Source organism: Streptomyces sp. NPDC047002, assembly GCF_040704505.1.
GTDB lineage: Bacteria > Actinomycetota > Actinomycetes > Streptomycetales > Streptomycetaceae > Streptomyces.
Window position 1 is genome coordinate 117,231 of record NZ_JBEYWC010000017.1, and the last position, 18,863, is coordinate 136,093.

Annotated in this window: 16 protein-coding genes and 1 pseudogene; 14 read left to right on the forward strand and 3 right to left on the reverse strand. The window is 71.2% G+C overall.

Going from position 1 to position 18,863, the window contains the following annotated elements; all coding sequences use genetic code 11:
* The first annotated feature begins 25 nt into the window (after window positions 1–25).
* From AB0910_RS17910 to nuoN, 14 genes are read left to right on the forward strand one after another with little or no spacing between them, the layout of a single operon-like run.
* Window positions 26–385, forward strand: coding sequence for an NADH-quinone oxidoreductase subunit A (locus AB0910_RS17910; protein WP_345653308.1), 360 nt, complete (start codon window positions 26–28; stop codon window positions 383–385).
* A gap of 30 nt (window positions 386–415) precedes the next feature.
* On the forward strand, window positions 416–970 hold the full coding sequence (locus AB0910_RS17915; protein WP_235797473.1) for an NADH-quinone oxidoreductase subunit B family protein: 555 nt from the start codon (window positions 416–418) through the stop codon (window positions 968–970).
* The gene (locus AB0910_RS17920; protein WP_366745553.1) at window positions 967–1,803 is read left to right on the forward strand and encodes an NADH-quinone oxidoreductase subunit C; all 837 of its coding nucleotides are present in this window, start codon (window positions 967–969) and stop codon (window positions 1,801–1,803) included. Before AB0910_RS17915 ends, AB0910_RS17920 begins: the two co-directional genes overlap by 4 nt.
* Entirely contained in the window at window positions 1,803–3,137 is a 1,335-nt protein-coding gene (locus AB0910_RS17925; RefSeq protein WP_366745554.1) for an NADH-quinone oxidoreductase subunit D, read from the forward strand. Before AB0910_RS17920 ends, AB0910_RS17925 begins: the two co-directional genes overlap by 1 nt.
* Window positions 3,138–3,169: 32 nt before the next feature.
* Window positions 3,170–4,027, forward strand: a complete 858-nt coding sequence (gene nuoE, locus AB0910_RS17930; protein WP_366745569.1) for an NADH-quinone oxidoreductase subunit NuoE — start codon at window positions 3,170–3,172, stop codon at window positions 4,025–4,027.
* Entirely contained in the window at window positions 4,024–5,400 is a 1,377-nt protein-coding gene (nuoF, locus tag AB0910_RS17935; RefSeq protein ID WP_366745555.1) for an NADH-quinone oxidoreductase subunit NuoF, read from the forward strand. The genes nuoE and nuoF overlap by 4 nt, the downstream gene beginning before the upstream one ends.
* On the forward strand, window positions 5,397–7,913 hold the full coding sequence (locus AB0910_RS17940; RefSeq protein WP_366745556.1) for an NADH-quinone oxidoreductase subunit G: 2,517 nt from the start codon (window positions 5,397–5,399) through the stop codon (window positions 7,911–7,913). Before nuoF ends, AB0910_RS17940 begins: the two co-directional genes overlap by 4 nt.
* The gene (gene nuoH / locus AB0910_RS17945; RefSeq protein WP_366745557.1) at window positions 7,910–9,268 is read left to right on the forward strand and encodes an NADH-quinone oxidoreductase subunit NuoH; all 1,359 of its coding nucleotides are present in this window, start codon (window positions 7,910–7,912) and stop codon (window positions 9,266–9,268) included. Before AB0910_RS17940 ends, nuoH begins: the two co-directional genes overlap by 4 nt.
* Before the next feature lie 49 nt (window positions 9,269–9,317).
* Window positions 9,318–9,938, forward strand: a complete 621-nt coding sequence (nuoI, locus tag AB0910_RS17950; RefSeq protein WP_366745570.1) for an NADH-quinone oxidoreductase subunit NuoI — start codon at window positions 9,318–9,320, stop codon at window positions 9,936–9,938.
* On the forward strand, window positions 9,935–10,855 hold the full coding sequence (locus AB0910_RS17955) for an NADH-quinone oxidoreductase subunit J (RefSeq protein ID WP_366745558.1): 921 nt from the start codon (window positions 9,935–9,937) through the stop codon (window positions 10,853–10,855). The genes nuoI and AB0910_RS17955 overlap by 4 nt, the downstream gene beginning before the upstream one ends.
* Window positions 10,852–11,151 (forward strand): NADH-quinone oxidoreductase subunit NuoK, encoded by a 300-nt coding sequence (gene nuoK / locus AB0910_RS17960; protein ID WP_030904048.1) that lies wholly within the window; start codon window positions 10,852–10,854, stop codon window positions 11,149–11,151. The genes AB0910_RS17955 and nuoK overlap by 4 nt, the downstream gene beginning before the upstream one ends.
* Window positions 11,152–11,165: 14 nt before the next feature.
* A complete protein-coding gene (gene nuoL / locus AB0910_RS17965; RefSeq protein WP_366745559.1) occupies window positions 11,166–13,112 on the forward strand; it encodes an NADH-quinone oxidoreductase subunit L in 1,947 nt (648 codons plus the stop codon).
* 5 nt (window positions 13,113–13,117) lie between these two features.
* Complete coding sequence (locus AB0910_RS17970; protein WP_366745571.1) at window positions 13,118–14,698, forward strand: NADH-quinone oxidoreductase subunit M; 1,581 nt, start codon at window positions 13,118–13,120, stop codon at window positions 14,696–14,698.
* Window positions 14,695–16,350, forward strand: coding sequence for an NADH-quinone oxidoreductase subunit NuoN (gene nuoN / locus AB0910_RS17975; protein ID WP_366745560.1), 1,656 nt, complete (start codon window positions 14,695–14,697; stop codon window positions 16,348–16,350). Before AB0910_RS17970 ends, nuoN begins: the two co-directional genes overlap by 4 nt.
* A gap of 66 nt (window positions 16,351–16,416) precedes the next feature.
* Here nuoN and AB0910_RS17980 read toward each other — a convergent pair whose 3' ends face one another.
* The 3 genes and pseudogenes from AB0910_RS17980 to AB0910_RS17990 form a co-directional block, all read right to left on the reverse strand.
* Window positions 16,417–17,034, reverse strand: a complete 618-nt coding sequence (locus AB0910_RS17980; RefSeq protein ID WP_366745572.1) for a Uma2 family endonuclease — start codon at window positions 17,032–17,034, stop codon at window positions 16,417–16,419.
* A gap of 106 nt (window positions 17,035–17,140) precedes the next feature.
* Window positions 17,141–18,367 carry a fumarylacetoacetase gene (gene fahA / locus AB0910_RS17985; protein WP_366745561.1) on the reverse strand — a complete coding sequence of 409 codons (1,227 nt, stop codon included), beginning with the start codon at window positions 18,365–18,367 and terminating at the stop codon, window positions 17,141–17,143.
* Window positions 18,368–18,772: 405 nt separating this feature from the next.
* A pseudogene (locus tag AB0910_RS17990) lies at window positions 18,773–18,863 on the reverse strand (hypothetical protein); the annotation flags it as partial.

Genomic DNA, 18,863 nt, shown 5'->3' on the forward strand with positions numbered 1-18,863 from the left:
CGACGACTGGAAGGAGCTGGTGAGCGTGAACACCTACGCGCCCATCCTCGTGCTCGGCGCCCTGGGGGCTGGGTTTGCGATCTTCTCCGTGGTCATGGCCACGCTTGTGGGCCCAAAACGGTACAACCGGGCCAAACTTGAAGCGTACGAGTGCGGTATCGAGCCCACTCCGACGCCGGCCGGCGGCGGCCGCTTCCCGATCAAGTACTACCTGACGGCGATGCTGTTCATCGTCTTCGACATCGAGATCGTCTTCCTCTACCCCTGGGCCGTCACCTTCGACTCCCTGGGGATCTTCGGGCTCGTGGAGATGCTCCTCTTCGTGCTCACCGTCTTCGTCGCGTACGCCTACGTCTGGCGCCGCGGCGGCCTGGAATGGGACTAGAGGACTAGAGGCTCGGAGGGGCTGGAACCAATGGGACTCGAAGAGAAACTGCCGAGCGGTTTCCTCCTGTCGACCGTCGAGCAGGCCGCGGGGTGGGTGCGGAAGTCCTCCGTGTTCCCCGCCACGTTCGGCCTCGCCTGCTGCGCCATCGAGATGATGACGACGGGCGCGGGCCGCTACGACCTCGCACGGTTCGGCATGGAGGTCTTCCGCGGATCGCCGCGCCAGGCCGACCTGATGATCGTCGCGGGCCGGGTGAGCCAGAAGATGGCGCCCGTGCTGCGGCAGGTCTACGACCAGATGCCGAACCCCAAGTGGGTCATCTCCATGGGCGTGTGCGCCTCGTCGGGCGGCATGTTCAACAACTACGCCGTCGTGCAGGGCGTCGACCACGTCGTGCCGGTCGACATCTACCTGCCCGGCTGCCCGCCGCGCCCCGAGATGCTGATGGACGCGATCCTCAAGCTCCACCACAAGATCCAGACCTCCAAGCTCGGCGTCGACGCGCGCGAGGCCGCACGGGAGGCGGAGGAGGCGGCGCTCAAGGCACTGCCCACGATCGAGATGAAGGGACTGCTGCGATGAGCGGCCAGGAGCCGCCCGGCGGCAGCGGCGCGCACGCCAACGGCAGCAACGGAAACGGCGGCAACGGCAACGGCAGCGGCGCCCAGCACAACGGCGACGCCGGCGCAGACGGCCACGGCGCCGTCCCCGCGGCGCGCGACGCCGCGGGCGAGGTCATCGGCGTGCGCCGCGGCATGTTCGGCGCGCAGAACGGCGGCGACACCTCCGGCTACGGCGGGCTCGTGCGCACCGTCGCCCTGCCGGGCCCCGCCGCACGCCCCTACGGCGGGCCCCGCACCGCGCCGGGCGAGGAGGGCGTCTTCGACGAGATCGCCGACGAACTCGAAGGCGCCCTGGAGGAACAGGACCTGCTCCCGGAGAACGCGATCGAGAAGACCGTCGTCGACCGCGGCGAACTCACCTTCCACATCGCCCGCGAGCACCTGCCCCGCGTCGCCCGCACGCTGCGCGACGACCCCGCGCTCCGCTTCGAGCTGTGCACCGGCGTCTCCGGCGTGCACTATCCGCACGACAAGGGCCGCGAGCTGCACGCCGTCTACCACCTGCGTTCGATCACCCACGGCAGGCTGCTCCGCATCGAGGTGTCCGCGCCGGACGCCGACCCGCACGTGCCGTCCCTGGTCGACGTCTATCCCACCAACGACTGGCACGAGCGCGAGACCTACGACTTCTTCGGCCTCGTCTTCGACGGCCACCCGGCCCTCACCCGGATCATGATGCCGGACGACTGGCAGGGCTTCCCGCAGCGCAAGGACTACCCGCTCGGCGGCATCGCCGTCGAGTACAAGGGCGCCCAGATCCCGGCTCCGGACCAGCGGAGGTCGTACACCTGATGTCCACCTCAGACACGCACGCCACCGCGAGCGCGCGCGAGACCACCGAGGGCACCGTCTACACGGTCACCGGCGGCGACTGGGACGAGGTCGTGCAGTCGGCGGCCCGCGCCGACGACGAGCGCATCGTCGTCAACATGGGCCCGCAGCACCCCTCCACGCACGGCGTGCTGCGGCTGATCCTGGAGATCGACGGCGAGACGGTCACCGAGGCGCGCTGCGGCATCGGCTACCTGCACACCGGCATCGAGAAGAACCTCGAATACCGCACCTGGACGCAGGGCACCACGTTCGTCACGCGCATGGACTACCTGACGTCGTTCTTCAACGAGACGGCGTACTGCCTCGGCGTGGAGCGGCTCCTCGGCATCACGGACGACATCCCCGAGCGCGCAAGCGTCGTCCGGGTCCTGCTGATGGAGCTCAACCGCCTCTCCTCGCACCTCGTGGCGCTCGCCACCGGCGGCATGGAGCTCGGCGCCACAACGATCATGATCTACGGGTTCAGGGACCGCGAGCTGATCCTCGACGCGTACGAGCTGATCACCGGCCTGCGCATGAACCACGCCTACATCAGGCCCGGCGGCCTCGCCCAGGACCTGCCGCCCGGCGCCGTGGACCACCTGCGCGAACTCGTCGCCAAGCTCCGCAAGAACCTCCCGGAGTACGACAAACTCGCCACCGGCAACCCGATCTTCAAGGGCCGCATGCGGGACGTCGGCTACCTCGACCTCACCGGCTGCATGGCGCTCGGCGCGACAGGCCCGATCCTGCGCTCCGCGGGCCTCCCGCACGACCTGCGCAAGTCCGACCCGTACTGCGGCTACGAGACGTACGACTTCACCGTGCCGACCACCGAGAGCTGCGACGCCTACGGCCGCTTCCTGATCAGGCTGGAGGAGATGCGGCAGTCGCTCGGCATCGTCGAGCAGTGCCTCGACCGGCTCGCGCCGGGGCCCGTGATGGTCGCGGACAAGAAGATCGCCTGGCCCGCGCAGCTCGCGCTCGGACCCGACGGGCTCGGCAACTCGCTCGACCACATCAAGAAGATCATGGGCACCTCCATGGAGGCCCTCATCCACCACTTCAAGCTGGTGACCGAGGGCTTCCGCGTCCCACCGGGACAGGCGTACGCGGCGGTCGAGTCGCCCAAGGGCGAACTCGGCGCGCACGTCGTCTCGGACGGGGGCACGCGCCCCTTCCGGGTCCACTTCAGGGACCCGTCCTTCACCAATCTCCAGGCCATGGCGGCGATGTGCGAGGGCGGCCAGGTCGCCGACGTCATCGTCGCCGTCGCGTCCATCGACCCCGTGATGGGAGGCGTCGACCGGTGACGACCACACCGCCAAGCCCCGTCCCGCTCGGCATGCCGCAGCCGCCTGCCCCCGCCTACCCGGCCGAGGTGCGCGAGCGCCTCGAAGCGGACGCCAGGGAGGTCGTCGCGCGCTATCCGGGCGCCCGTTCCGCCCTGCTGCCGCTGCTGCACCTGGTGCAGGCGGAGGAGGGGTACGTGAGCCGCACGGGCATGGCCTTCTGCGCCGAGCTGCTGGGGCTGACCACGGCCGAGGTCACGGCCGTCGCGACCTTCTACACCATGTACCGGCGCAAGCCGTCGGGCGACTACCAGGTCGGCGTCTGCACCAACACGCTCTGCGCGGTGATGGGCGGCGACGCCATCTTCGACGAGCTGAAGGCGCACCTCGGCGTCGGCAACGACGAGACCACCCCGGACGGCAAGGTCACGCTGGAGCACATCGAGTGCAACGCGGCCTGCGACTACGCGCCCGTGGTGATGGTCAACTGGGAGTTCTTCGACAACCAGGACCCCGAGTCGGCCAAGCGGCTCGTGGACGACCTGCGGGCGGGACGCGCCGTCGAGCCCACCAGGGGCGCCCCGCTCTGCACGTACCAGGAGACGTCGCGGGTCCTCGCCGGGTTCCCCGACACCCGCGAGGGCGCGGTCGCGGCGGGCGGCGGCGCGGGCCACGCCTCGCTGACCGGCCTCCGCCTCGCCAAGGGCGAGGCACCCGGCCGGGTCGTACGGCCGCGCGACGGCGCCCACCCCGAGGACGCGCCGCAGCCCGGCTCGCAGCACCTCAGCTCGCACGACGCGCCGCAGCCCACCGCAGAGTCCGACCCGCAGCACCCGGCGGGCCCGGTCGGCGGCGGCACAGGCGGCGCCGCCGATACCGATGGCCCCGACACCGACGAGGGGGAGCGATGACGTTGGCGACCGAGCGCGACGACGACAACGGCACAAGCCCCGACCGCATCCTGGCGCCCGTGCTCTCCGCTTTCTGGGACCAGCCCGAGTCGTGGACGCTTGCCACATACCTGCGGCACGACGGCTACGAGGGCCTGAAGAAGGCGCTCGCGATGGAGCCGGACGACCTCATCGCGTACGTGAAGGACTCGGGCCTGCGCGGCCGCGGCGGCGCGGGCTTCCCGACCGGCATGAAGTGGCAGTTCATCCCGCAGGGCGACGGCAAGCCGCACTACCTCGTCGTCAACGCCGACGAGTCGGAGCCGGGGACCTGCAAGGACATCCCGCTCCTCTTCGCCAACCCGCACGCGCTGATCGAGGGCATCGTCATCGCCTGCTACGCGATCCGCGCCTCGACCGCCTTCATCTACCTGCGCGGCGAGGCCGTGCCGGTGCTGCGGCGGCTGCACGAGGCGGTGCGCGAGGCGCGGGAGGCCGGCTACCTCGGCACGGACATCCTCGGCAGCGGCCTCGACCTCGACGTCGTCGTGCACGCGGGCGCCGGTGCGTACATCTGCGGCGAGGAGACCGCGCTGCTCGACTCCCTTGAGGGGCGGCGCGGCCAGCCGAGGCTGCGGCCGCCGTTCCCCGCGGTGGCGGGCCTCTACGCCTGCCCGACCGTCGTCAACAACGTCGAGTCGATCGCCTCGGTGCCCTCGATCATCCACCGCGGCAAGGAGTGGTTCCGCTCGATGGGCAGCGAGAAGTCGCCCGGCTTCACGCTCTACTCGCTCAGCGGCCATGTCACCAACCCCGGCCAGTACGAGGGCCCGCTCGGCATCACGCTGCGGCAGCTGCTCGACATGAGCGGCGGCATCCGCGCCGGGCACCGGCTCAAGTTCTGGACGCCGGGCGGCTCCTCGACCCCGCTGCTCACGGACGAGCACCTGGACGTGCCGCTCGACTACGAGGGCGTGGGCGCGGCGGGCTCGATGCTCGGCACCAAGGCGCTCCAGTGCTTCGACGAGACGACCTGCGTGGTGCGCGCCGTCACCCGCTGGACCGAGTTCTACGCGCACGAGTCCTGCGGCAAGTGCACGCCGTGCCGCGAGGGGACGTACTGGCTGGTCCAGCTGCTTCGGGACATCGAGGTAGGCAAGGGCGAGCCCGCCGACCTCGACAAGCTCGCGGACATCGCGGACAACATCAACGGCAAGTCGTTCTGCGCCCTGGGCGACGGCGCGGCGTCGCCGATCTTCTCGTCGCTCAAGTACTTCCGCGCGGAGTACGAGCAGCACATCACGGACAAGGGCTGCCCCTTCGACCCCGCGCGTTCCACCGCGTGGGCCGACGGGCCGTCGGGCACGACCGGAAACCTGGAGGTGAACGCATGACAGTGACCACCAGCGCCCCCTCCTCCGGCGGATCGGGCGAGCCGGCCCCCGTGCCGGACGACCTGGTCTCGCTGACCATCGACGGCATCCCGATCTCCGTCCCCAAGGGGACCCTCGTGATCAGGGCCGCCGAGATGCTCGGCATCGAGATCCCGCGCTTCTGCGACCACCCGCTGCTCGACCCGGCGGGCGCCTGCCGCCAGTGCATCGTGGAGGTCGAGGGGCAGCGCAAGCCGATGGCGTCCTGCACCATCACCTGCACCGAGGGCATGGCCGTCAAGTCGCAGCTGTCGTCGCCCGTCGCGGAGAAGGCGCAGCGCGGCGTGATGGAGCTGCTGCTGATCAACCACCCGCTCGACTGCCCGGTCTGCGACAAGGGCGGCGAGTGCCCGCTGCAGAACCAGGCCATGCAGGTCGGCGACCCCGACACCCGCTTCGAGGGCAGCAAGCGCACCTACGCCAAGCCCGTGCCGGTCTCCTCGCAGGTCCTGCTCGACCGGGAGCGGTGCGTGCTGTGCGCGCGGTGCACCCGCTTCTCCGAGCAGATCGCCGGCGACCCGATGATCGACCTGATCGAGCGCGGCGCGCTCCAGCAGGTCGGCACCGGCGAGGGCGACCCGTTCGAGTCGTACTTCTCCGGCAACACCATCCAGATCTGCCCGGTGGGTGCGCTGACGTCGGCGGCGTACCGCTTCCGCTCCCGGCCGTTCGACCTGGTGTCGTCGCCGAGCGTGTGCGAGCACTGCGCGGGGGGCTGCGCGACCCGCACCGACCACCGGCGCGGCAAGGTGATGCGCCGCCTCGCGGGCAACGACCCCGAGGTCAACGAGGAGTGGCTGTGCGACAAGGGCCGCTTCGCCTTCCGCTACGCGCAGGCCACCGACCGGCTCACCACCCCCCTCGTACGCAACGAGGCGGGCGAGCTCGAACCGGCGAGCTGGCCGGAGGCGCTGGCCGCCGCGGCCCGCGGCCTCGCGGCGGCGCGCGGCCGCGCCGGGGTCCTCACGGGCGGGCGGCTCACGGTCGAGGACGCGTACGCGTACGCGAAGTTCGCCAGGGTCGCCCTCGGCACGAACGACGTCGACTTCCGGGCCCGCGCGCACAGCACGGAGGAGGCCGACTTCCTCGCCTGGCACGTGGCGGGGCGGCCCTCGGTCGTCACCTATCGTTCTCTTGAGGCGGCGCCCGCCGTGCTGCTCGCGGGACTTGAGGCCGAGGAGGAGGCGCCCGGCGTCTTCCTGCGGCTGCGCAAGGCGTGGCGCAAGCGCGGCCAGCGCACGTACGCCATCGCGCCGTTCGCGACGCGCGGCCTGGTGAAGGCGGGCGGCACGCTGCTGCCCGCGGCGCCGGGCACCGAGACGGAGTGGCTGGACGCGCTCGCCTCGGGCGACGGCGTCGAGGGCGAGGCCGCGAAGGCCGCGGAGGCGCTGCGCGCGGACGGCGCCGTGATCGCGGTGGGCGAGCGGCTCGCCGCGGTGCCCGGCGCGCTGACCGCGGCCAACAGGGCCGCGGCGGCGACCGGCGCCCGGCTGGTGTGGATCCCGCGCAGGGCGGGGGAGCGCGGCGCCATCGAGGCGGGCGCCCTGCCTTCGCTGCTGCCGGGCGGCAGGCCCGCGACGGACCAGCGGGCCCGCGAGGAGACCGCGGCCGCCTGGGGCGTGCGCGAACTGCCGCACCACTACGGGCGGGACACCGCGCAGATCGTCGAGGCCGCGGCGGCGGGCGAGCTGCGCGCGCTGGTCGTCGCAGGGGTGAGCGTGGCGGACCTGCCGGACCGGGAGCTGGCGCGGCGCGCGCTGGACCGCGCCGCGTTCGTCGTCTCGCTCGAACTGCGGCCGAGCGAGGTCACCGACCGCGCCGACGTGGTCTTCCCCGTCGCCGCCGTGGCCGAGAAGGCGGGCGCCTTCCTCAACTGGGAAGGCAGGGTCAGGCCGTTCGAGGCCGCGTTGAAGCCCGAGCAGATGACGCGGCGGCTCGCGCCTGCCGACGCGCGGGTGCTGCACATGCTCGCCGACGCGATGGACGTGCCCTTCGGGCTGCCCGACCTCGCGTCCGTACGGCGGGAGATCGACGCGCTCGGCACCTGGACAGGCCCGCGCTCCACGCCGCCGTTCGAGGCGGCGAAGCCGCTGCCGCGGCCAGCCGCGGGCGAGGCGGTGCTCGCGGGCCACCGGCTGCTGCTCGACCGTGGCGTGCTCCAGGAGGGCGACGAGGCGCTGGCGGGCACCCGGCACGCGGCCGTCGCGCGGCTGTCGCCGGCGACCGCGGCCGAGGCGGGGGTCGCACCGGGCGCGCCGCTCGCGGTGACCGGTCCCGGCGGCACGGTGACGCTGCCCCTCGACGTCACGCCGGGGCTGCCCGACCGGGTGGTGTGGCTGCCGCTGAACAGCACGCGGGAGACGACGGGCGCGCTGCCCGGCACACCGGTCGCGATCGCGGCCGGGCCCCCGGACGGCGGCCGGGGAGCCGCCGCCGGACCAGAGTCGAGCGAGACCCCGGAGGCGCGGCGATGACCCCGACCACGGCCCTGGCCGCTGAGGACCTGTCGGTGTTCGGCACGGACCCGTGGTGGCTCGTCGTCGTCAAGGCGGTGTTCTGCTTCGCCTTCCTGATGGTGACGGTGCTCGTCGCGATCGTCTGGGAGCGGAAGGTCGTCGCCTGGATGCAGCGGCGCATCGGCCCCAACCGGCACGGCCCCTGGGGCATGCTCCAGTCCCTCGCCGACGGCATCAAGCTGATGCTGAAGGAGGACGTGGTCGTCAAGCGCGCCGACAAGTTCGTCTACGTGCTCGCGCCGGTCGTCGGGGCGGTGCCCGCCTTCATGGCGATCGCGGTGATCCCCTTCGGGCCCGCGGGCAACGAGATCTCGATCTTCGGCACGCGGACCACGATGCAGCTCACCGACCTGCCGATCGCGATGCTGTACATCCTGGCCTGCGCGTCGGTCGGCATCTACGGCATCGTGCTCGCGGGCTGGTCGTCGGGCTCGACGTACCCGCTCCTCGGCGGCCTGCGCTCGTGCGCGCAGATGATCTCGTACGAGATCGCCATGGGCGCCGCCTTCGCCTCGGTGTTCCTCTACTCCGGGTCGATGTCGACGTCGGCGATCGTCGACGCCCAGCACGACCGCTGGTACATCGTCCTGCTGCCGGTCTCCTTCCTCATCTACATCGTCACGATGGTCGGCGAGACCAACAGGGCGCCGTTCGACATGCCGGAGTCCGAGGGCGACCTGGTCGGCGGCTTCAACACCGAGTACTCGTCCATCAAGTTCGCGATGTTCATGCTCGCCGAGTACGTGAACATGGTGACGGTCTCCGCCGTGTCGGCGACCCTCTTCCTCGGCGGGTGGCGTGCGCCCTGGCCGATCTCGACGTTCTGGGAGGGCGCCAACCACGGCTGGTGGCCCATCCTCTGGTTCGTCGTCAAGGTGCAGCTGCTGCTGTTCTTCTTCATCTGGCTGCGCGGCACGCTGCCCCGGGTCCGCTACGACCAGCTGATGAAGCTGGGCTGGAAGGTGCTGATCCCGGTCTCGGTGGTCTGGCTGATGCTCGTCGCGACCGTGCGGGCGCTGCAGAACCGGCACTACGACTTCACGACGATCCTCCTGTACGTGGCGGGCGCGGTGGTCGCGATCCTGCTGGTGTCCTTCGTCGTCGACCTGTTCAGGGGCCGGGACGCGCGGGCCGACGAGGACGCGGGGCCGCCGGAGTTCGACCCGATGGCGGGCGGGTTCCCCGTGCCGCCGCTGCCGGGGCAGACGCTGCCACCCGTTCAGCGCAGGCGTTCGCGGCGGGAGCGTGAGCTTGTGGCGCCAGGCGTGTCCAAGCAGGCAGAGAGCGAAGGAAAGGAGGAGAGCGGTGTCTGAGAGCAGCGGCCCCGCAGAGGGCGAGCGCGGCGGAGGCGCGGCGGGGGGCGTGCCCCCGCTGCCGAAGAACCCGGTGGCCGGGTTCGGGGTGACCTTCTCCGCGATGTTCAAGCGGCGGCTCACCGAGCAGTACCCGGAGCAGGAGAAGGTGACGGCGCCGCGCTTCCACGGCCGGCACCAGCTCAACCGCCATCCGGACGGCCTGGAGAAGTGCGTCGGGTGCGAGCTGTGCGCCTGGGCCTGCCCGGCCGACGCGATCTATGTGGAGGGCGCGGACAACACCGAGGAGGAGCGGTATTCGCCGGGCGAGCGCTACGGCCGGGTGTATCAGATCAACTACGCCCGCTGCATCCTGTGCGGGCTGTGCATCGAGGCGTGCCCCACCCGCGCGCTCACCATGACCAATGAGTTCGAGCTCGCCGACTCCTCCAGGGAGAGCCTGATCTACACCAAGGACCAGCTGCTCGCGGGCCTTGAGGACGGCATGGTCGACTCGCCGCACGCGATCTACCCGGGCACCGACGAGCAGGACTACTACCGGGGCCGGGTCACCGAGGCCGCGCCCGGCACGGTCCCGCAGGTCGCCTTCACCAAGGGCGAGCACCCGCAGGAGGGCGCGTCCGACTTCGGCGAGGACGAGCCCGCGTCGAAGAAGGTGATCGGCGGATGAGCTCCCCTGCGGACCTGACCGCGCTGGCCGCGGCGTACCAGACCTCGACGGGCGAGGCCGTCCAGTTCTGGGTCCTCGGCGTCGTCGCGGTGATCGGCGCGCTGTGCACGGTGCTGATGCGCAAAGCGGTGCACAGCGCCCTGTGCCTCGCCGGCACGATGATCGTCCTCGCGGTGTTCTACCTGGCCAACGGCGCCTACTTCCTGGGCATCGTGCAGATCGTCGTCTACACGGGCGCGATCATGATGCTGTTCCTCTTCGTGGTGATGCTCGTCGGCGTCACCGCCGCGGACTCCCTGAAGGAGACCATCAAGGGGCAGCGCTGGCTGGCCGCGCTGTGCGGGGTCGGCTTCGGCGTCCTGCTGATCGCGGGCATCGCCAACGCCTCGCTGCGCTCGTGGAACGGCCTGGCCCAGGCCAATGCCGGCGGCAATCCGCAGGGTCTGGCCGCGCTGATCTTCACCAAGTACGTGTTCGCCTTCGAGCTCACCGGCGCGCTGCTGATCACCGCGGCCGTCGGCGCGATGGTGCTCACGCACCGCGAGCGGGTGGAGCGGGCGAAGACGCAGCGCGAGCAGTCCGAGGAGCGGGTCCGCCGCGGGGCGCAGCTGCCGCCGCTGCCCGCCCCCGGTGTGTACGCCCGGCACAACGCCGTGGACATCGCGGGCCTGCTGCCGGACGGCACGCCCTCGGACCTCACGGTCAACAAGACGCTCAAGGGCAGGGGTCAGATCAGGGATGTGTCGCAGGAGGCGATCGCCGACCTGAAGGCGCTGGAGCAGCGCTCCGAGACCCGGCTCGGCCGCGAGCGCGGCGAGGGCACGGGCGCCCGCGGGGCGAGTGGCGGCGGTGCGGACGGCACGGGCGCGCATCCGGAGCGCGAAGGGCGCGACGAGACGCAGGGGGTCACGCGATGAATCCGGTCTACTACCTCTATCTGGCGTCGCTGCTGTTCACGATCGGCGCGGCCGGGGTGCTGATCCGGCGCAACGCGATCGTGGTGTTCATGTGCGTCGAGCTGATGCTCAACGCCTGCAATCTCGCGTTCGTCGCGTTCTCCCGGCTGCACGGCAATCTGGACGGCCAGATCATCGCGTTCTTCACGATGGTCGTGGCCGCGGCGGAGGTCGTCGTCGGCCTCGCCATCATCGTGTCGATGTTCCGCGCCCGACACTCGGCCTCGGTCGACGACGCCAGCCTGATGAAGCTCTGAGGGGTCGCTGAATCGTGGACAATCTGATTGCGCTGCTGGTGGCGGCGCCCTTGCTGGGGGCCGCTGTGCTCCTGTGCGGCGGCCCTGCCCTCGACCGGGTGGGCCACTGGCTCGGTACGGTGCTCGCCGCCGCCTCCTTCGTCATCGGGGCCGTGCTCTTCGTGGACATGCTGGGCAAGGGCGCCGGCGACCGGGCCCTGCACCAGCACCTGTTCACGTGGGTGCCGGTCGCGGGCTTCCGGGCCGACATCGGCTTCCAGCTCGACCAGCTCTCGATGACGTTCGTCCTGCTGATCTCCGGCGTCGGCACCCTGATCCACCTCTACTCGGTGGGCTACATGGCGCACGACGAGCGCAGGCGCCGGTTCTTCGGCTATCTGAATCTCTTCCTCGCGGCGATGCTGCTGCTGGTCCTCGCCGACAACTACCTGCTGCTGTACATGGGCTGGGAGGGCGTCGGCCTCGCCTCGTACCTGCTGATCGGGTTCTGGCAGCACAAGCCGAGCGCGGCGACGGCGGCGAAGAAGGCGTTCCTCGTCAACCGCGTCGGCGACATGGGCCTCTCCATCGCGATCATGCTGATGTTCACCACGTTCGGCACGTTCTCCTTCGGGGGCGTGTTCGGCGCGGCGGGCCAGGCGACGGAGGGCAAGCTCACGGCGGTCAGCCTGATGCTGCTGCTCGCGGCGTGCGGCAAGTCGGCGCAGGTGCCGCTCCAGTCGTGGCTGGGCGACGCGATGGAGGGCCCGACCCCGGTCTCCGCGCTGATCCACGCGGCGACGATGGTGACGGCAGGCGTCTACCTGATCACCCGCTCCGCCGACCTCTTCAACGGCGCGCCCACCGCGCAGTTGGCGGTGGTGGTCGTCGGCGCGGTCACGCTGATCTTCGGTGCGGTCGTCGGTTGCGCGAAGGACGACATCAAGAAGTCCCTCGCAGGGTCGACGATGTCGCAGATCGGCTACATGATCATGGCCGCGGGCCTCGGCCCGATCGGCTATGTCTTCGCGATCATGCACCTGGTGACGCACGGCTTCTTCAAGGCGGGTCTGTTCCTCGGCGCGGGTTCCGTGATGCACGGGATGAACGACGAGGTCGACATGCGCAAGTACGGCGGCCTGCGGAAGTACATGCCGGTCACGTTCGTCACGTTCGGCCTCGGCTATCTCGCGATCATCGGCTTCCCCGGCCTGTCCGGCTTCTTCTCCAAGGACAAGATCATCGAGGCGGCCTTCGCCAAGGGCGGCACGGAGGGCTGGATCCTCGGCTCCGTCGCGCTGCTCGGCGCCGCGATCACCGCGTACTACATGACGCGGATGATGCTGATGACGTTCTTCGGCGAGGAGCGGTGGCGCGGCACCCCGACCGCGTCGCCGGACGCGCCGGACGCCGAGCCCGCGGCCCGGGAGCGCGGCCCGCACGAGGAGCCGCATCCGCACGAGTCGCCCTGGATCATGACGGTCCCGATGATCGTCCTCGCGGTCGGCTCGGTCGGCGCGGGCGCGTTCTTCGGTATCGGCGACCGCTTCCTGCACTGGCTGGAACCCGTCACCGGCCACAGCGAGGGCCACTCGCCGGTCAGCGCGGGCGTCGTCACGACCGCGACAATCGTGCTGCTGCTCGTCGGCGTCGGGATCGCCTACCTCCAGTACGGCAGGAAGCCGGTGCCGGCGGCCGCGCCGCGCGGCTCGCTGCTCACCCGGGCCGCCCGCCGCGACCTGCTCCAGGACGACTTCAACCACGTGGTCCTCGTGCGCGGCGGCGAGCACCTCACCCGCTCGCTCGTCTATGTCGACCACACGCTGGTGGACGGGGTGGTCAACGGGACGGCTGCGTCGTTCGGCGGGCTCTCCGGGCGCCTGCGCAAGGTGCAGAACGGCTATGCGCGCTCCTACGCGCTCTCGATGTTCGGAGGTACGGCAGTGATCGTCGCCGCGACCCTGTTGATGAGGGCGGTGTGAGTGCGATGTCGTTCCCCTATCTGACGGTCACGGCGGCGCTGCCCGCGGCCGGGGCCATCGCCACCGCGGCGGTCCCCGCCGCCCGGCGCACGGCCGCCAAGTGGACGGCGCTGCTGTTCTCCGTGGCGACGCTGGTGCTCGCCGCGGTCGTCGTCGTCCGGTTCGACCCGGGCGGCCGAGGGCCGTTCCAGCTCACCGAGTCGCACACCTGGATCAAGGACTTCGGCGTCGGCTACGACCTGGGCGTCGACGGCATCGGAGTGGCGCTGCTCGCGCTGACCGCGCTGCTGATCCCGTTCGTGATCCTGGCCGGCTGGCACGACGCGGACCCCCTGGAGGCGGTGGAGCCGAACCGCAGGTGGCGCCCCACGCAGGGCTTCTTCGCGCTGATCCTCGCGGTCGAGGCGATGGTGGTCCTCTCCTTCGAGGCGACCGACGTCTTCCTCTTCTACCTGCTGTTCGAGGCCATGCTCATCCCGATGTACTTCCTCATCGGCGGCTTCGGGGACCGGGCGCACGCGGGCGGCGACGAGGCGGCGGCCACCCAGCGCTCCTACGCGGCGGTGAAGTTCCTCCTCTACAACCTCGTCGGCGGGCTGATCATGCTGGCCGCGGTGATCGGGGTGTACGTGGTGGCGGGCACGTTCTCGCTCACGGACATCGCGCATCTGCGGGCGGCGGGCGACCTGTCGATGTCGACGTCCACGGAGCGCTGGCTGTTCCTCGGCTTCTTCTTCGCGTTCGCGGTGAAGGCGCCGCTGTGGCCGGTGCACACCTGGCTGCCGAACGCGATGGGGGAGGCGACCGCGCCGGTCGCCGTGCTGATCACCGCGGTCGTCGACAAGGTCGGCACGTTCGCGATGCTCCGCTTCTGCCTCCAGCTGTTCCCCGAGGCGTCGAAGTGGGCGACCCCGGTGGTCCTGGTGCTCGCGCTGATCAGCATCGTCTACGGGGCGCTGCTCGCGGTCGGCCAGCGGGACATCAAGCGGCTGATCGCGTACGCGTCGATCTCGCACTTCGGCTTCATCATCATGGGCATCTTCGCGATGACCAGCCAGGGCCAGTCCGGCGCGACGCTCTACATGGTCAACCACGGGATCTCGACGGCGGCGCTGATGCTGGTCGCCGGGTTCCTGATCTCGCGGCGCGGCTCGCGCCTGATCGCGGACTACGGCGGGGTGCAGAAGGTCGCGCCGGTCCTCGCGGGGACGTTCCTGATCGGCGGGCTCGCCACGCTCTCGCTGCCGGGGCTCTCGCCGTTCGTCAGCGAATTCCTCGTCCTGGTCGGCACGTTCAGCCGGTATCCGGTGATCGGGATCATCGCGACGGTCGGCATCGTGCTGGCCGCGCTGTACGTCCTCGTCCTCTACCAGCGCACGATGACAGGTCCGGTGAAGGCGACCGTCCAGGGCATGCCGGACCTCAAGGTCCGCGAGCTGGTGGTGGTCGCGCCGCTGATCGCGCTGCTGATCTTCCTCGGCGTCTACCCCAAGCCGCTGACCGACATCGTCAACCCCGCGGTCCACCAGACCATGTCGCAGGTCGACAGGACCGATCCCCACCCCCAGCTGGAGGCGACCCGATGAGCGCGCCCGCTGTCCACAGCCTGTGGACGACGATGGCGGCCGACCCGCTCGGCACCATCCCCTCGCCCCACATCGAGTACGGCCAGATCTCGCCCGTGCTGATCGTCGCGGGCGTCGCGATGGTGGGCGTCCTCTTCGAGGCGTTCGTGCCGCGCAGGGCCCGCTACCACGCCCAGGTGATCCTCGCGGTCCTCGGGCTCGCCGCCGCGTTCGCCGCGGTGGTGGCGCTCGCCTCGGACGGGTACGGCAGCGCGTCGAAGGCGCACATCGCGGCGGAGGGCGCGGTCGCCGTCGACGGGCCCGCCCTGTTCCTCCAGGGCACGATCCTGCTGACCGCGGTCGTCGCGGTGTTCACCTTCGCGGAGCGGCGGCTCGACCCGGCGGCAGGGGCGCACCGCGTCGACTCCTTCGCCGCCGAGGCGGCCGCGGTGCCGGGCAGCGACGCGGAGAAGGCCGCGACCCGGGCCGGGTTCACCACCACCGAGGTGTTCCCGCTGGTGATGTTCGCGGTCGCGGGCATGCTGGTCTTCCCCGCGGCCAACGACCTGCTGACGTTGTTCGTCGCCCTTGAGGTCTTCTCGCTTCCGCTGTACCTGCTGTGCGCCGTCGCCCGCCGCAAGCGCCTCATGTCGCAGGAGGCGGCGGTCAAGTACTTCCTGCTCGGCGCGTTCTCCTCGGCGTTCCTGCTGTTCGGCATCGCCCTGCTGTACGGGTACGCGGGCTCCGTCACGTACGCGCAGATCGCCGACGTGGTCGACGGCACGGTGCGCAGCGTGGACCCGGCGCTCGCCGGCACCATGGGCAATGACGCGCTGCTGCTGATCGGCGGAGCGCTGCTGCTGATGGGGCTGCTGTTCAAGGTCGGCGCCGTGCCGTTCCACATGTGGACGCCCGACGTGTACCAGGGCGCGCCCACGCCGGTGACGGGCTTCATGGCAGCGGCCACGAAGGTCGCCGCCTTCGGCGCGCTGCTGCGCCTGCTGTACGTGGTGCTGCCGGGCCTGACCTGGGACTGGCGCCCGGTGTTGTGGGGCGTCGCGATCATCACGATGGTCGGCGGCGCGATCGTCGCCATCACGCAGACCGACATCAAGCGCCTGCTGGCGTACTCGTCGGTCGCGCACGCCGGGTTCATCCTCTCCGGTGTGATCGCGGCGTCGCCCGACGGCATCTCGTCGGTGCTGTTCTACCTGGTGGCGTACTCCTTCGTGACGGTCGGCGCGTTCGCCGTCGTCACCCTGGTGCGCGACGCGGGCGGCGAGGCGACACACCTGTCCAAGTGGGCGGGCCTCGGCCGCCGTTCGCCGCTGGTGGCCGCGGTCTTCGCGGTCTTCCTGCTGGCGTTCGCCGGCATCCCGCTGACCTCGGGCTTCTCCGGCAAGTTCGCGGTCTTCAAGGCCGCGGCCGGCGGGGGAGCGGTGCCGCTCGTGGTGGTCGGCGTGGCCGCCTCGGCGATCGCGGCGTTCTTCTACATCCGCGTGATCGTCCTGATGTTCTTCAGCGAGCCCCGCCCGGACGGCCCCACGGTCGCCGTGCCCTCCCCGCTGACGATGGTCACCATCGGCGTCTCGGTGGCGGTCGTCCTCGTCTTCGGCCTGGCCCCCCAGTACTTCCTGGACCTCGCCACCCAGGCAGGCACCTTCGCCCGCTGACCCGCCCGCCCCCTCGCGGCCCGGCCGCCCCGCCAAGGGCGCCCGGGCCGCGCCGCGTCCGTCCGGCTAACGGCTGCGGCGACGGGGGCCGATCTCGGCGAGATCGAGGTCGACGGGGAACGGCACGGAGACCTTGAGCCGGTCGTGGAAGATCCCGGTGCTGGTGTAGGCGCCGGTGGCAGGCTCACGCTCGAAGACGTACACCACGGCGCGTCCCTCGTGGTTCTCCACCCGCCAGTAGTGGTCGATGCCGGCCCGCGCGTACTTCACCGGCTTGGTCTCGCGGTCGCGTGACAGCGACTCGGGCGAGACGACCTCCACGGCCAGCAGGACGGACTCGGCGGGGAACCTGGTCTGGGCCCCGTCGAGCACCGCGTCGCCCCGCACCACGACGACGTCGGGTTCCGGACGGTTCTGCCGGTCGATGTCGATGGTGAACTCGCGCACGACCTCCAGATCGGTGGGGGCCACGGACTGCAACTGCCACTCCAAGAAGCTCACGGCCCGGGTGTGGAACAGGGTCTGCGGACTCACGAGGACGAGGCTCCCGTCGATCAGCTCCGTGTGCGGAGGCAGGTCAGGAAGCCGGTCCAGGTCGTCGGCGGCCCAGCCGCCCACAGGCGGCACGTTCCACCCGTACTCCGGTGAACCGGGGGCTGGCACCGGGTTGTGCTCGACACTCATTGCTGCTCCCATGCGACGGAGTCTCGCGGGTGTACCCAGCGTAACCGTCGGAAAGATGATCATGTCCACTCGAAGGGATGTCCGGGGTGTCGGGCGTTGACGCGGCTCACGCGTCCGTCAGGGGCGGGGTGATGCGGGCGGTGACCTCGCCGAGGCCGATCCTGGTGCGGTGGGGGCCGGGGGCCCAGGCGGTGAGGGCGACCTCGTCGCCGTCCTCCAGATAGGTGCGCTTGCCGGTGGCGAGGTCGAGGGGCTCGGTGCCGTCCCAGGTCAGTTCGAGCAGGGAGCCGCGCTGGGCGCGCTCGGGGCCGCTGACGGTGCCGGAGCCGTAGAGGTCGCCGGTGCGCAGCGAGGCGCCGTTCACCGTGAGGTGGGCGAGCTGCTGCGCGGCCGTCCAGTACATCGAGGAGAACGGCGGGTGCGCGACGGCCTCGCCGTTGACGCTGACGGTGAGGCGCAGGTCGAAGCCGCCCGGGTCCTCCTCGTCCGTGTCGTCCAGATACGGCAGCAGCGGCTCGGTGCGCGGCGGCGGCGCCACGCGCGCCGCGTCCAGTGCATCGAGCGGGGTCACCCACGCGGAGACCGACGTGGCGAACGACTTGGCGAGGAACGGGCCGAGAGGCTGCCCCTCCCACGCCTGGAGGTCGCGGGCCGACCAGTCGTTGAGCAGGCACACCCCGAAGACATGGTCGCGGAAGGCGGAAAGCGGCACGGGAAAGCCCTGCGGCGACGGCGTACCGACGACGAAGCCGACCTCGGCCTCGATGTCCAGCTTCGTGCTGGGCCCGAAGACCGGCACGGGGTCTGTCGCAGTTTTGCGCTGGCCGGTCGGCCGTACGACATCGGTTCCCGAGACCACGACCGTCCCGGCGCGGCCGTGGTAACCGACCGGCAGGTGCTTCCAGTTCGGGGTCAGTCCGCGCCGGTCGGGGCGCAGGATGGCCCCCGCGTTGGCCGCGTGGTGCTCGTTGGAGTAGAAGTCGGCGTAGTCGGCGACCGCGTACGGCAGGTGCAGCTCCACGGCGTCCAGCGGGTGCAGCAGCGGTTCGAGCTCGGCGCGGTGGGACGGCACGCTCACCCAGGCCGTCAGCGCCCGCCTGACGTCCCGCCAGGCCGTGCGCCCCGCCGCCATCAGCGGCCCCAGGTCCGGCTGGTCGAGCAGCGTCCCGTACGGCGAGCCGAGCGCCCGCGCCGCCGCGCCCGCGTCGAGGACGCGGTCGTGCAGCCGCACCCCGACCCGCCGCCTGCCGGGCTCGTCGGCCGTGCTGAACACGCCGTAGGGGAGGTTGTGCGGTCCGAAGAGATCGTCTCCGCCGCTGCTCGGCTCGGGCATCGCTGCGCCTCGCTCTCTGTGTCGTCGGGTGCTGACACGGTACGGCGGGGTTCGTACCCACCAGGAGGCGATCTACCGGCCCTGATCGGGTGGTACGCCGTGCGCCGCGCCCCGCCGGGGCCCCGCGCTCCGGGGAGGCGCCGGCACCCGTCCGGTTCTGACGGCCACACAGCGAGATTGTTGCAAAGGAAAGCAATAGATTCGACATTCACACGTCGACATATTGCGGTCGCGTGAGGACGGGAATACGGTCCCCTTGCCCGGACCAGCTCCACCCGGACCAGCTCCACGGCCGGCTCCGCCCGGCACAGCCCCTCCGGCACGGCTCCACGCTCCTCCCCGCACCTGACTGCTCAAGCTCCGCCCCACCCCCTCTGACCGTGGTGCCGCGCGTGCAGGCGCGGCCTTGCCCTGGTAGCGGTTCTGGTCACCGTCCCGCAGCTCAAGGGCCTCGAAGGCGCCGGTGGAGGCGCCGGAGGGGACGGCCGCACGGCCG

Excerpts from the sequence above, each read along its gene's own strand:
- AB0910_RS17915 (WP_235797473.1), top strand. The coding sequence starts at position 416 with ATGGGACTCGAAGAGAAACTGCCGAGCGGTTTCCTCCTGTCGACCGTC.
- AB0910_RS17920 (WP_366745553.1), top strand. The coding sequence starts at position 967 with ATGAGCGGCCAGGAGCCGCCCGGCGGCAGCGGCGCGCACGCCAACGGC.
- AB0910_RS17925 (WP_366745554.1), top strand. The coding sequence starts at position 1,803 with ATGTCCACCTCAGACACGCACGCCACCGCGAGCGCGCGCGAGACCACC.
- nuoE (WP_366745569.1), top strand. The coding sequence starts at position 3,170 with ATGCCGCAGCCGCCTGCCCCCGCCTACCCGGCCGAGGTGCGCGAGCGC.
- nuoF (WP_366745555.1), top strand. The coding sequence starts at position 4,024 with ATGACGTTGGCGACCGAGCGCGACGACGACAACGGCACAAGCCCCGAC.
- AB0910_RS17940 (WP_366745556.1), top strand. The coding sequence starts at position 5,397 with ATGACAGTGACCACCAGCGCCCCCTCCTCCGGCGGATCGGGCGAGCCG.
- nuoH (WP_366745557.1), top strand. The coding sequence starts at position 7,910 with ATGACCCCGACCACGGCCCTGGCCGCTGAGGACCTGTCGGTGTTCGGC.
- AB0910_RS17955 (WP_366745558.1), top strand. The coding sequence starts at position 9,935 with ATGAGCTCCCCTGCGGACCTGACCGCGCTGGCCGCGGCGTACCAGACC.
- nuoK (WP_030904048.1), top strand. The coding sequence starts at position 10,852 with ATGAATCCGGTCTACTACCTCTATCTGGCGTCGCTGCTGTTCACGATC.
- AB0910_RS17970 (WP_366745571.1), top strand. The coding sequence starts at position 13,118 with ATGTCGTTCCCCTATCTGACGGTCACGGCGGCGCTGCCCGCGGCCGGG.
- nuoN (WP_366745560.1), top strand. The coding sequence starts at position 14,695 with ATGAGCGCGCCCGCTGTCCACAGCCTGTGGACGACGATGGCGGCCGAC.
- AB0910_RS17980 (WP_366745572.1), bottom strand. The coding sequence starts at position 17,034 with ATGAGTGTCGAGCACAACCCGGTGCCAGCCCCCGGTTCACCGGAGTAC.
- fahA (WP_366745561.1), bottom strand. The coding sequence starts at position 18,367 with ATGCCCGAGCCGAGCAGCGGCGGAGACGATCTCTTCGGACCGCACAAC.